We start from the raw sequence: 13,315 nt of genomic DNA, 5'->3' as shown, positions 1-13,315 counted from the left end.
CTTTCAATACTAGCTTTCAAGCTAGCAATCCTTGCTTTATGTAATTTAATTATTATTTTAACAGTAACACCCAGAATTGTCAACCAGGGTTACAATTAAGTAAAAAAATAAATGTTATAGTTGCGTCGTGACTATTATGCCGATAAAATTAAAGTATGAAAAGTTTATGCTTCCTGGTGCAGGGATTTTCTGAAAATGGTCGAAAGATTTCTGTAGAGGCATAGTGAGTGCTAAAGCGCGATTTTGCTTATTTTACATACGAAGAGGGGATCTAAATGGATATTAAGTCAGCAGGCGATGTGAAAATACCGGTAATTATACCCCGTGTGGACGCACAAACTGCAAAGGAAGTGGAGGCCAAACTAAACGATTTAGTGAGTGGGGGAAATAAAAGAATTGTATGCGATTTCTCGCAAAATGATTATATTTCCAGTGCCGGTCTCCGGGTATTTTTGCAGATGCTGAAGATTATGCAAAAATCGGGCGGTAAAATTGTTCTATGCTCGTTAAAACCACAGGTTAAAGAAGTTTTTGATATGGCTGGGTTTAGCCAGTTGTTCCGTATTTTTGATACGGAAGAAGAAGCGGTAAAAGAATTGTAGAACAAAAAAATAAGACCTGCTAAGCCTTCAACCCAGGGTTTAGCAGGTCTTATTTTTATTAGATAGATGGAGCCGCAAGCGGGAGAGAAAATGTAAAGGTAGTTCCTTGGTGAAGCTGACTTTCAACCCAGATCTGGCCATTGTGAGCAGTTACAATCTCTTTGGCTATAGCCAGGCCTAATCCGGAACCGGTGTGTTTGCTGCTATCGCGATGAGGACTTTGGTAATAGCGGTTAAAAACAAATGGCAGATCTTCTTCGGCAATGCCGTTGCCGGTATCCTGGACAAAAAACAAAGCAGCAGTTTTTTCAGGGGCGTCTGGTAAGCGGCGAAAGCGAACTCCAATATAAATTGTTCCACCAGGCATGGTGTGGCGGATAGAATTGGTTAGCAGATTTGAAAATACCCGTTCAATTCTGTCAGGATCAGCATAAATGGTATCGTCTTTAGGGTATAACTGAGGTTCTGAGTCGGGTGAAATAAATTTGACTGACAGATTGGCATTTTGGGTATCTGTCTCATATTTTTCATAGATACTCTTGGCAAGACTGGTTGCTGAAATCGGCTGAATCCGGAGTGAAAGTTGACCTGACTCAAGCTGGTTGAGGTCAAAAAGTTCTTGTATTAGCCGGTTAAGTCTGAGCACGCGGGCATGTATCAGATTTAGGTATTTAAGCTGATCTTCGGGCGTAGAAGCTATTCCATCAAGCAGCATTTCCGTATAACCCTGAATGAGTGTAATAGGAGTCCGTAAATCATGGGAGATATTGGCAATTAAGTTGCGACGGGCGGCATGGCTGCGTTCCAGGGCTGCTGTGCGTTCAGTGACTAATATTTCTAATTGCGAATTAATATCCTGCAGATGCTCGTTGAGTAGATCATGTTCCTTGAGCATGGTTTCTAACGCCTGGATTTTTTTAGCATCTTGCTGGGGTGAGGAGGAATTGTGAGCAGCTGTTACCTGATGAAGCCTGGCAGATTCTTGCCGAGCATGTGATTTATAGGGAAAGGAAAACTCAAGCGTGCCTTTGCTGGATTCAATGACTCCGGTATACAGGTGTCTGGCCAGATTGTACAGTATCCGGGTAAAGAATAGTCCGGTGATAAGTATGCCGGCCATAAAGGCTGTAAGCCAATAATAGCCTGTCCAAATGCTCCAAATGCCTAGTATCACCAGCGTAGTAATAGCAATAGCAGCAAACACAAATTGTGAAGATGTGATTGTTTCGATCATGATTAATCACCACCACACTCGAATTTACCTACAGGGATGGAAAGAGAAGTTGTTGTTTACTCATCAGGGACAGTAAAACTTTCGAGAGCACCTAAAATTTCGTTTTTACGGGAACGAACGGCTTCCCGGCCGGTCGCAATGATGTCTGCCAGTCCTTCATCGGAAAAGAACTCTGCAGTGCAGCCAAAATGAACATTAATTAGAATCATTTCATGATGATGCAGAGAAATTGCTAGAGCTGTTTGATTTCGTTCACCAGTGGTCAGAATTTTGTTAATAAATTGCCAATAGTGATCAAAAAAGTGAGCTGGTTCTTGTTTGGGATGGTTGTCAAATGACATGGCAATGATAATATCCATATTTTGCCGTACTGCTTCCATAACTGGAAGCGAAGAAATATAGGAACCGTCCACAAGCAGCCGGTTATCGACTGCAAGGGGCGGTAAGAAAGGAAATTGAGCCGTTGTAGCATACACAGCATTGGCTGCCTGTCCCTGATTTAATGCGATTCCCAGTCCTGAACGAATATCTGTTGTTTGTAATATTGTACGCGGGTGAAACTCTTCCAGGCGCCGTTCTTTAAAGATCTTTTGGCAAACAGATAACAATCTGTGAGGCCGTAAAATGGCGGCTGTAGGACTAAATTGGCCGAAAGGCAACCCGAGAATATCTAAGAGTGTACGATAGTCCAGGCGGGAGAATAGCTTGGGGTTCCAAAACTCCCGTCCACAGGATTTCATCTCATCTGGAGTGAAACCGGCACCATGTAGTGCCGCCATAATTCCGCCGCCACTACATCCGACTAATAGATCAATGGGCAGGTTGGCTTCGTCCAAGAATTCAAATAAACCGATTGCGGCCAATGCACGCCAGCCGCCGCCCCCTAAAACAACGCCGATTTTAGGGCTCCGGCTTGAATGTTGGTTTGGATCTGTCATAGTCAATACCACCACCTGCATTAATACTTATTATAAGCTCTTATTGTTGTCCTGTGGTTAAAGGTTTTATAAAGAAAAAAATTTAGTTTTCTGATAAAGCATGGTTAAAGCGGTACCCGGCACCGCGTACGGTAAGAATATACTCTTTGCTATCAGGAAATATCTCTAATTTTCTACGCAGGTTGCTGATATGAACCATTACTGTCCGGACATCATCTAACCCTTGTGTGTGCCAGACCAGTTCATAAAGCTGCTCAGAGCTGAAAACCCGGTGCCGGTTTTGCACAAGCAGGCATAATAGCTTAAACTCGGTAGTGGAAAGGGGTACTTCTGTATTTCGAATCCGGACGCTATGAGCCTGCAGGTCAATCACTAGATCGGCAAAACACAGCTGCTGCTTACTTTCAGCAGCAACAGAAGGGTTGGCAGTTGCCTGTTTACGACGTAAGCGGGCTTCTACCCGCGCTGTAAGTTCACTCGGACTGAAAGGTTTGGTTACATAATCATCACCAAGGTGTAAGCCTTGTACAATGGTTTCCTCCTCGTTCCGGCAGCTAAGAAATATCACCGGGATATCACTCAAGCCAAGGTCGGCAAGTTTGGCAGTGACTTGGAACCCGCTTATATCTGGTAGAACGATATCAAGGACGATCAGATCTGGGTGTTTGTCGACTGCTAAACTAATGGCCATCTCACCAGTGGTTGCCCGGAAAACCTGATAGCCTGCTTTATTTAGGTATAATTCAATAATATCAATGATTTCTGTTTCATCATCTACGACTAGAATGTTGGCTAAGGTCAAGCCTTACACCTCCTTGATTAGTAGTGATTTCTGCGTAAAGAAAAATAATCCTCCCAATTTATTACATAAGATGAGCAATTTGGAGTAATTTTTTAAGAAATCTTAAGGTTTTGATTTTGACAGGGTGATATAATGGAAATACGTGTTAAAGTTTATGGTTGAATGGGAGAACGTTTATGTGCAAAATGAAATATGCTGGCCATTATTGTATATAAGCAGGAGACTTGTAAATATATGCTGAATATTGTAAGTTAATACAAAGAATTATATGAGGTGGTTATGTAATATGGATATCAAAACTCATAGTGATGTCAAAATGATTACATTTCGCAGTAAGGAGGTAGTGTGGTGCAGTCAGGCATAGAGAGCAGTATTCAACTACTTGAGACGACTTGTGTCATGGTGGTGCTGGCGTATCTGCTGACCAGAACCAGCCTGAGCCGGTTGTTAGTAGACAGGCGCACTATAAATGGCTCCCTGATCCTCATCGCCATATTCAGTATTTTTTCACTCTATGGGGCGTACAAGAATATTCCGATTAACGGTGGTTTTATCAGTACCCGCAGCTTAGGCTCGTTGGCGGCCGGATTGCTGGCAGGGCCCTGGGTCGGATTGGGGTCCAGCATAGTGGGTGCAGTTCACCGTTTTTCGTTGGGGGGCTTTACGGTTGTGTCGGGTACCTTGTATGCTTTGTTGGCAGGGTTAGCCGGCGGCCTGTTTTACCAGTGGAAAAAGGGCCGCCGTGTGACTGCCGCTGAAGCCGCGGCAGTCACTGCGGCGTACGAGATCTTTGCTGCCGCGATGACGCTGGCACTGGCACCGGAGTATGAAAAAGCCCTCCAATTAGTCTCACGCGGTTTTTTTGTTATGACAGCTATCAAATGCATTGGAGTATCACTGTTCATCTTTATCATTAATAATTTCCGGGATGAGCAAGCTACCCGCGAGTTGAAAGAAAAGATGGACAGTGAACTACAAGTGGCCCGCGATATTCAGATGAGCATTGTACCGAAATTATTTCCGCCCTTTCCCAACTCCAACGAGTTTGACCTGTACGCTTTTCTGGAGCCGGCAAAGGCTGTAGGCGGTGACTTTTACGACTTTTTTTTCATTGATGATGAACATTTGTGTGTGGTCGTGGGAGATGTGTCGGGGAAAGGGGTACCCGCCTCCTTGTTCATGGCTGTAGCATTGACGTTAATCCGGGCCAGAGGCGCTGAAGAAACATCTCCGTCGGCCCTGCTCAGTGGTGTAAACAATGAATTGTGCCGCGGCAATGAAGCTTCCATGTTCGCCACCGTTTTCTGCGGCATTCTTCATCTCCCCACAGGCCGCATGGTGTATGCTAACGGTGGTCACAACATCCCATATCTGTATCGGCAGGAGGAACACATGGTAGAACCATTGACTCCTGTCAAAGGTATCGCTCTGGGCGTGATGGAGGATATGGTCTATGACTGTCAAGAGACCACGCTGGCAGCCGGTGATGTTCTTATCATGTATACTGACGGCATCAATGAGGCGATGAATACCAGGTATGAACAGTTCGGCAATGACCGCCTGCAGCAGGCAATCCTGGATGCACCCGAATACTCAGTACAGGCTGTGGCGGCAACCATTCTGGACAGTGTCCGGAACCATACAGCCGGTGCCGAGCAGTCTGACGATATCACGTTGATGACTGTGTATTATAAAGGCTCACAGGTTACTGGAGGAGACAAAACAAGATGACTAAAGTCCGGCTCTGCTTAAAACTGGCAGTGGGCTGTCTGCTGCTGCTATGGCTGGCAGTGGCTGCCGGTTCAGCCGGTCAAGGGCAAAGGGACTACCACCCCAGCCCTAAAGCGCAAGGCGGTAAATACCGTATAGCTTATTGCGAGACAGAAGCCTTTGCCAACTATGCATCGACCCTGTATAACCTGGTGCAGGGGCTGGCCAAACTGGGATGGGTTACAGGAGTCGAGGATTTGCCTTATACGCCCGGTCAAAAGGATACACAGGCCATGTGGGAATGGCTGGCTACCCATGATACAGGACCGTATATTGAATTTGCGGCTAATGGCTATTATACCTATCAAGCTGACCCCGGCATCCGTATTGCGGTGCGGCAAGCAATTTTATCCCGTCTTAATCACACTTCGGATATTGATGTTATGTTAGCGATGGGAACATGGCCGGGACAGGATTTGGCTACTGATGCTCACCATGTGCCGACATTAATTTTTTCCACCAGTAATGCTGTCAGATCCGGAATTGTTGCCTCAGATATCGATTCCGGACGCGACCATATCTGGGCGCATATGGATTCCAACCGTTACCGGCGGCAGTTGGAGGTATTTCATGATATTTTTGGTTTCAAACGGCTTGGTATCGTCTATGAAGATACGGTGATGGGGCGCAGTGTGGCTGCCCTTGAGGATGTAAATGCAGTAGCGCAGGAACGGGGCTTTGAAGTTGTCTGGCGCCATGTGGATGATAAAACCCGTCAGGGTGATTCCAAGTTGTATGTCCGGCAGGCACTGGCAGCTCACCGCGAATTGGCGGATGAAGTGGATGCCATGTACTTGACACAATATTCCCATCGTTCTTCCGCTATGCTGCCTGAACTGCTCCAGCCTTTCTATGACCAAAAAATTCCTGTGTTTGCCCAACAGTGGGGAAATGAGAATGTCAACGGAGCTTTGCTGAGTGTATCGACAATGGACTTCAGCGGTATCGGACGCTTCGGGGCAGAAGTTATCATCCGTACGCTGCAGGGAGAAAAGCCTCGCAGCATACCGCAGGTTTTTGAGAGAACGCCGCTTATCGTGTTAAATCTGAAGGTGGCGGCTCAGATTGGCTGGACAGTACCGGTAGACATCATCCTGTCTGCCGATGATGTTTACCGCTAAGGTATCCGTATGGGGGATATACAGGAAAAGGAGGCTGATATGATGAGCAAAGGACGGGGCTGGCCGTTGTATCTCACGGCCGGAGTGCTGCTGCTGGTCATGGTGGCGATGAATCTGTGGCTCAATGCAGCCTCTTTTAAGAAACACTATGCTAACTCGCTGGCGGCCAGTTATGCCGCAGCCGCTGCACGCAGTCAGCTCAACATTGAATATGCAGTGAAATACGGCAAACAGTTAGCAAACTTTTATGGCATGCCGGAAGTTCTGGCCAGTGTACAGCAGGCGGCACCGGGAGTAGATAATGTTCGGATTCTATTGTCGGACGGAACGGTTGCCTGGCAGTTGAAACAGGAAGAGAATGATCTGGCAGCATCCACGCCGCCAGCCGGGAGGCAGGCCGACAGTGCCGGGTATAAGCTGATGCGGCAAGACAATGCTTATCACTGTTTCCTGCCTCTAAGAAACAAAGACGGACAGTTGATCGGATCAATGGACATTCTGTTTCCGGAAAGGATGGTCGAGGACCAAGTCACCGCCTTTCTGCAGCAAAGTTTACCTGGTGCGGCTGCGGCAACTGCCGCAGGTTTGCTGGCTTTGCTCGTATTCTTTTTGACGGTGCCGACCTATGATGCTGCCGGTCAACTGCGGCGCAAAGTTTTCCTAAGCCTTGCTTTGGCAGCACTGTCAGTTCCACAGTTGGTGCTTGGTTTTCATAACCTATCCGTTCAGCAAGACGTTTACCGTCAAACGGCCGTCAACAATACCCACATCGCTGCCCAGGCGGTCATAGCTGATCTGCATTTCATCCTGGATAAAACCGGCGGCTATTCTCAGGTCAGCGGCCTGGATGCGTGGCTGGGGAAAACGGTTCGACTTGTACCGGAACTATCCAATCTGGCCATCATTAATGATGGGAGAGTGGTGGCGACCGCCAAACAGGAAGCAATCCTGGTAAGCGGTGGATCGTCAGCTGACTGGGATTACCGTATGCCTGTGAATGCCGGTCCGGGATATAGCGAGATCGTCGTGTCTCTGGCCGCTAATTATATTGAAGACAAGGTCCTGGGCATCGCTTTCGACGGACTGACGATGACGCTGGTTTCCTGCTTTTTTGCCGTTGAAGTTTTGTTGCTGCTCTTGATGGTTCAGGCCCGGCGGGCCGACTCGGTGGGCGCTGGTCATAGTGCCACTAATATCCGGGTTATCCGTCCTTTAGCCTTCCTGTTTTATCTATCCTACTTTATTACGATCATCTTGATACCCCTGCGTATGAATCAGCTCGCCTATCCTGTAGCCGGGTTGCCACTGGAACTGATCCTGGGTCTTCCTATCTCGGCCGAATTCATTACATCGGCCCTGGCGGCTTTCGCCGGGGGATTCATCATTGATCGCAAGGGCTGGAAACGTCTGATGTACGTCGGTTTGGCCGGTTTTTCCGCCGGCTCGCTCCTTTCCTGGCTGGCAGACGGCATGTTGCTCTTCGTTGCAGCCAGGGCGGTGACAGGGGTGGGTTACGGCTGTGTGTGGCTGTCATTGCGGCGAGCCATGGCTGCCGAGGAGACACAGGAGCAGCAGGCTATGGGCTTTTCGGCTCTGAATGCGGGACTCTACGCCGCCAATCTGTGCGGCTGTGCTTTTGGCGCCATATTGGCTGACCGTTTAGGCTATGCCGCGGTATTTATGCTGGCCGGCGTATTCAGTCTGTTTGCGGCGGCTGGAGCCTGGTTGCTGCTGGACCCCGCGGCGGGGCAGAAGCTGCCTGCAGGTTCGAAAACTGCAGGCGCGGGGATGAAAGTAGCGGCATTCTTTGCGGACCGGCAGGTAGCTGTATTTTTTCTGGGCATCATCATCCCCTCATCAGCCTGTATGGTGGGTTTCCTGCAATATTTCCTGCCTCTGTATTTCAGTGCGTCGGGCCTGGCTATATCCAATGCCGGCCGGGCTTTTATGGTTTATGCCGTTTGTATCGTGTATTTCGGGCCCTACATCACCAGATACACGGGCAAGATGAAACAGCTGGGCCGTATTCTGGTGACCTCAACGTCAGTTGGCGCCCTGGGGATGTTCTTGTTCGCCGGCGGCTCGTCATTGTATGCCGCCTATGCCACGGTGCTGTTGCTGGGGTTATCGGACAGTGTGGGCCAGGCGGTGCGGAACGCATATTTTTTACAGTTGCCGGCCACCAGAAAAATGGGGCAGGGTACAGCACTTGGTTTATTCAGTATGGTGTGGAAAGTGGGCCAAATGCTGGGTCCACTGTTCTTCGGCCTGCTGCTGCCGTGGGGACCTTCGACGGCGTTGCTGGCCGCCGGATTGGTTTATAGTGCGGCTATCATCATTTTTTGGCTGCATCAGCGGCAGAATCGGGAGTCACTGGTTATAGGGAGATGAGGTTGATGAACACAAATGAGAAATTTACGGGTTATCTGTTCGGCCACGAACAGCTGCGATATGATGGCCGCCATGGCGATGTGATTGATCTTGGCCTGGGCGTAAGCCCTCTGGGACCGGCGGCGGAATTGAAGGCACGCCTGGCGAACCGTAACGATGCGCCGTGGTTGTCAGAACTGACACATTATGCACAGGATCCGGCCCATGAGGAGACGTGCCGGCTGTTGTTGGACGGAATGGATATGACAGATGTGCCGGCGGAGGCGGTGGCTTTTTCTTCTCACGGCAGTATTGGGGCCGCAGATGAGGTTGTCCGCTTTTTAGCACGCCAGGGATATCATACCCTGTTTGTTCCCGTCTACTCATTTCCGGATATCTACCGGCTGGCGATGCGGAGCGGTCTTCGCTATCGCCCTGTGAGCGGCATGAGTTTAAATCCTCTTGATGCCGCCGCTGCCATGCTAAAGCTGAACGGGAGGGAACTCAAGGGTGCCATCGTCTACCTGGATTATCCGAATAATCCCTTTGGCGCCGCTGATGCCGAACTAATGCGCCGGCTTACGGTGCATGCCGTGCGTCATGGAGCGTTACCGCTGGTTGACCTGGCTTTTGCTGAAATACTGGGCGATGAATTCCAGCAGGCGGCGAAATTTGTCGTCGATAACGGCGGGATCATACTGGGGTCGTTATCCAAGACTCAGGGATTACCCCATCTGCGACTGGGCTATGCTGTTGTCAGTCCCGCACTATTAGCTAGGGGGTTCAGCGGTGCTCAGCGGCTGCTTTTTTTGCTCAGCCCGCTGGCTAAACTGATTCTCCGGACATTATTTGAACGATCGCCAGGCCAGCAGCATCTGGCTTGTCATCACGCCCGCCGGGTGCGTGACCACAACTGCCATACCAACAGGCTGCTGTATGAGGGCCTGAGGGACCTGGGGCTGGCTGTGGGCTGTACGGATGAGCGCAGCCATCTGCAGGTGGTCATGGCCAAAGTGCCTGATCTTTGGCAACGGCTTATGCTTCATGGGGTGATCACGGAAAGTTTGCAGGATTATGATATCACTCTCAAGGGCTGCAGCGCACGCTGTGCTCCCTTTGGCCATCAGGCGGTGCGGCTGCTTACTCCGGCACCGGGACAGTTGACAGAAGTATTATTCAGGATCAAGCAGGCACAAGCTGATTTATACAAGGAGGCGTTATAATGAGCATAAAAGTGATTAATGAAATACATATTACCCAGCCCAATGGCAGCTGTCTGTGCTATACGATTCAGCGGCTGGCACCTCAGCATTTGCCGGCTGTAGTGGAGCTGCAGCAACAGGCCAGGCACTTTGCGGCAGAAAATGATGCGATTTTTATGGAAAGGCCCACAGATATTTTGGCTGCCTGTCTGGCTGACGAAGGCGTAGGCGTAGGAGCGTTTGCAGCTGACCAGCTAGTTGCTTTCCGGCTGCTGTATTATCCGGGTAAATTCAATCAGGGTGAATATGCCGGACTGCCTCCAGCGGAATGGAACAAAGTTGCCCATCTGGAAATCGGAGTTGTTCATCCCCTGCACCGTGGTCATGCTTTGCAGCGGCAGCTAACTGCCCAGGTCTTGGCCGAAGCGGGTGACCTGCGCTGTAAACGGTATTTGTGTTCTGTTGTGTCACCGCAGAATTACCCGAGTATCAAGGACAAACTGGTCGTTGGTATGCCGGTAGTACGGTTACTGGAATTGCCTGGTGGGCATTGGCGCTATATCTTCTGCCGGGACAGGCTGAAGCCGGCGCAGTTCGACGAAGCTGCGGCTATCTCCGTCAGTGTAAATGACCGGGAACAGCAGCTGCAGCTGCTGAGTCAGGGTTACCAGGGATTCCGGATTGAGAAGCTCAGCCACGACACAGTTCTGTGGTACGGGGTGCCTCATCGGCAATAAGGTACCGTGTGTGCCACCCATAACCATTTTCCATCAATGATAACTATTCGGGTGCTTGAATCTAGTAAAAGGCTGGTGGTGTGAATGGTAAAGAAGCAGATGATCTTGAAAAATAACCTAGACGAACTGGAAAAACTCAGCGCAAATCTTGAAGAATTTTTTGAGGAAAGTGATATTGCCCCCAAGATATTGTTTCAAGTAAATTTGGTGCTGGATGAGCTTGTTACCAATATTATTTCCTATGCATACCCTGACGGTTTAGTCCATGAAATGCTCATTGAAATTTGTTTTGCAGATAGCACGATTAATCTGACAGTTTCTGACGATGGAGTGGCCTTCGACCCAACGACTGTTCCCGAGCCTGACCTTAACCAGTCTGCCGAGAACCGGGAACTTGGCGGACTTGGTATCCATTTTGTGCGGCAGAATATGGATTGCATGGAGTATCAGCGGCTGGACGGACGAAATATACTTTTCTTAAAAAAAGTGGTTGGTTCATAAAATATATGAACCAACCTTTACATTTTTATACAAAAAATAAAGGAGTTTATTGGAAAATGTAGAATACAGTAAAAAACATAATTATAAAAAATATCAAAAATTGCAAAATAATGTATCAAATGATTACTAGAATAGCGAAAGCTTGGGGATATAATGAAAATATCTAATCTGACTACCAGACTAAACATTAAGGCTGTCGGCATTGTGTTAGTATTTATGCTATTTTTTTCTTTATATCATCAGTGGACGGCTTATGAAGAAAAACTAGCAACGTATGCGCATGTTATGGAAGAATATACCGCCTATCTAGCAAGAACACTGCCTATTCAGTTTTTGAGTGAGGCTGCAGAGTATCAGGGCAGTGTGGAACAATCACCGGAAGAACAGGTTTTGCTGCTTAATAGCAAACTGCAACCGGCAATGAATACTGTATTCATTCCTTCCCTGCCTGTAAAGTATGGTATATATTCCACCCGGTTGCAGCAAATTGTCGCTGTTGGCCCAAAACCTGACAAAGCATTGCTGGCCATTGATGATACCCAGAAGTTTGGCGACATGTTTCACAAAGATACAGCAACACTTGGCAGGCAGAATGATTCGGTATTATGGTATGGTGTAGAGATATTATATTTTGTAAGACCAATCCAATACCGGGATGAAATTATTGGTTACATTTTTATCTTCAGTAATTTGGACAAGGTTAAAGCCGATATGCTGGGCGCTTATAAAAAGATACTCCTGGGTGGCAGTGTGGCGTTAGTTGTGGTTATTATGCTGTTTCAGGAAATATTTATCCGCTTGAAGAGGGAGCTTACATTATTTGCTGATGCCATTGTAGAAGGGCGTGGGAAAGACTTTCAGAGTGATATAGCTGAATTGAATCCCCTTTTGCAGTATATCAGTGAGCAAACAGACCGGATGGCCCGGCTGGACAGGTTAAATATAATTGGCGAGATGGCAGCCAGTATCGGCCATGAGGTGCGCAATCCCCTGACGACAGTAAGAGGTTTCCTGCAATACATCGGTAATAAGCCAAACTTTGAAAGTTATAAATCTCATTTTCTGCTGATGATTGAGGAGCTTGACCGTGCAAACGCTATCATTACCGATTTTTTGTCATTGGCTAAAAATAGGGCTATGGATTTTAAGGAGGGCCAGTTAAATACTATTATCCGGGATGTGGCTCCCCTGCTGGAAGCAGACGCACTGCGTTATAATTGCCAACTAGAGCTGGATTTGCAGGATATTCCACTCCTTCGTCTTGATGAAAACAGCCTGCGTCAGCTTATTTTAAACATTGTCCGCAATGGGATAGAAGCTATGCCGCAGGGGGGGAAGCTAACCATCAGCACCTCTGGCTTTGCTTCTATGGTGCTTCTGACCTTTCGTGATGAGGGAGGCGGTATTCCGGCTGAAGTTATTGACAAACTGGGGACGCCGTTCTTCACTACCAAAGATAATGGTGTAGGTCTTGGTCTGGCTGTATGTTACCGGATTGTAGAGCGGCATAACGCCACTATGATGATAGAAAATATGCCCGAAGGGGGAGCCAAGTTTACTATCACTTTTAAACGGTGAGTAAGCCAGGGTGTGAGGTGAGAAAAAATGACCGAAATGCTGATTGCTATTTTCTTTTTAGTTCTGAGTGTTATCTATACCGAAGATGCCTTTTCTTTGGCTTTCGGTAGTATTATGGCGCCGAAAGCGGGATTCATGCCGAGAATAGCAGGCGGTATTGCTATTCTGTTAGCGCTTGTTCTCACTATAAGCGCGTTGTTCCGGAAAAGATGTAAGGAAGCCGGAAATGTTAAGGCTGACAGCAAGGGGAGAAAGCTGATTTTTCTAATTATCGGCATCCTTGTTTATTTAATTCTTTTACGTTTTCTTGGTTATATGGCAGCTACCTTTATTAGTCTGTTCTATTTGCTAAAAGTGACCGAAACGGCAGGCTGGGTTTATCCGTGTTTCTTTTCGGCAGGAATTGCGGGAAGCTTCTATTTTCTTTTTTCAAAGTTGTTAGGAACTAATTTGCCGTAGG

At 47.9% G+C, this 13,315-nt stretch carries 12 protein-coding genes; 9 read left to right on the top strand and 3 right to left on the bottom strand.

The window, feature by feature from the left end; all coding sequences use genetic code 11:
* The first annotated feature begins 275 nt into the window (after positions 1–275).
* Positions 276–602, top strand: coding sequence for an STAS domain-containing protein (locus AC1ECB_RS18465; protein WP_485665152.1), 327 nt, complete (start codon positions 276–278; stop codon positions 600–602).
* A gap of 58 nt (positions 603–660) precedes the next feature.
* Here the strand turns inward: AC1ECB_RS18465 and AC1ECB_RS18460 are convergent, their stop codons facing one another.
* The 3 genes from AC1ECB_RS18460 to AC1ECB_RS18450 all read right to left on the bottom strand — a co-directional run bounded on the left by AC1ECB_RS18460 (position 661) and on the right by AC1ECB_RS18450 (position 3,576).
* On the bottom strand, positions 661–1,836 hold the full coding sequence (locus AC1ECB_RS18460) for a sensor histidine kinase (RefSeq protein ID WP_485665151.1): 1,176 nt from the start codon (positions 1,834–1,836) through the stop codon (positions 661–663).
* Between the two features lie 56 nt (positions 1,837–1,892).
* Complete coding sequence (locus AC1ECB_RS18455; RefSeq protein WP_485665150.1) at positions 1,893–2,774, bottom strand: patatin-like phospholipase family protein; 882 nt, start codon at positions 2,772–2,774, stop codon at positions 1,893–1,895.
* A gap of 82 nt (positions 2,775–2,856) precedes the next feature.
* Positions 2,857–3,576 (bottom strand): response regulator transcription factor, encoded by a 720-nt coding sequence (locus AC1ECB_RS18450; RefSeq protein WP_485665149.1) that lies wholly within the window; start codon positions 3,574–3,576, stop codon positions 2,857–2,859.
* A 348-nt stretch (positions 3,577–3,924) separates the two neighbouring features.
* Here AC1ECB_RS18450 and AC1ECB_RS18445 point away from each other — a divergent pair, with 348 nt between their 5' ends.
* From AC1ECB_RS18445 to AC1ECB_RS18410, 8 genes are all read left to right on the top strand, one after another.
* Entirely contained in the window at positions 3,925–5,307 is a 1,383-nt protein-coding gene (locus AC1ECB_RS18445; RefSeq protein WP_485665148.1) for a PP2C family protein-serine/threonine phosphatase, read from the top strand.
* A complete protein-coding gene (locus tag AC1ECB_RS18440) occupies positions 5,304–6,467 on the top strand; it encodes an ABC transporter substrate-binding protein (protein WP_485665147.1) in 1,164 nt (387 codons plus the stop codon). The genes AC1ECB_RS18445 and AC1ECB_RS18440 overlap by 4 nt, the downstream gene beginning before the upstream one ends.
* Before the next feature lie 39 nt (positions 6,468–6,506).
* Complete coding sequence (locus AC1ECB_RS18435; RefSeq protein ID WP_485665146.1) at positions 6,507–8,858, top strand: MFS transporter; 2,352 nt, start codon at positions 6,507–6,509, stop codon at positions 8,856–8,858.
* Positions 8,855–10,060: a pyridoxal phosphate-dependent aminotransferase gene (locus AC1ECB_RS18430; protein ID WP_485665145.1), complete on the top strand. Its 1,206-nt coding sequence runs from the start codon at positions 8,855–8,857 to the stop codon at positions 10,058–10,060. Before AC1ECB_RS18435 ends, AC1ECB_RS18430 begins: the two co-directional genes overlap by 4 nt.
* Positions 10,060–10,776: a GNAT family N-acetyltransferase gene (locus tag AC1ECB_RS18425; protein WP_485665144.1), complete on the top strand. Its 717-nt coding sequence runs from the start codon at positions 10,060–10,062 to the stop codon at positions 10,774–10,776. The genes AC1ECB_RS18430 and AC1ECB_RS18425 overlap by 1 nt, the downstream gene beginning before the upstream one ends.
* An 84-nt stretch (positions 10,777–10,860) precedes the next feature.
* Positions 10,861–11,277: an ATP-binding protein gene (locus AC1ECB_RS18420; RefSeq protein ID WP_485665143.1), complete on the top strand. Its 417-nt coding sequence runs from the start codon at positions 10,861–10,863 to the stop codon at positions 11,275–11,277.
* 153 nt (positions 11,278–11,430) lie between these two features.
* A complete protein-coding gene (locus tag AC1ECB_RS18415) occupies positions 11,431–12,855 on the top strand; it encodes an ATP-binding protein (protein WP_485665142.1) in 1,425 nt (474 codons plus the stop codon).
* Between the two features lie 27 nt (positions 12,856–12,882).
* Positions 12,883–13,314 carry a tripartite tricarboxylate transporter TctB family protein gene (locus tag AC1ECB_RS18410; RefSeq protein ID WP_485665141.1) on the top strand — a complete coding sequence of 144 codons (432 nt, stop codon included), beginning with the start codon at positions 12,883–12,885 and terminating at the stop codon, positions 13,312–13,314.
* Position 13,315 lies beyond the last annotated feature (1 nt).

The sequence above is a fragment of the Sporomusa sp. 246TCP1 genome (genome assembly GCF_057319775.1).
This window is presented reverse-complemented; position numbering and strand designations above follow the sequence as displayed.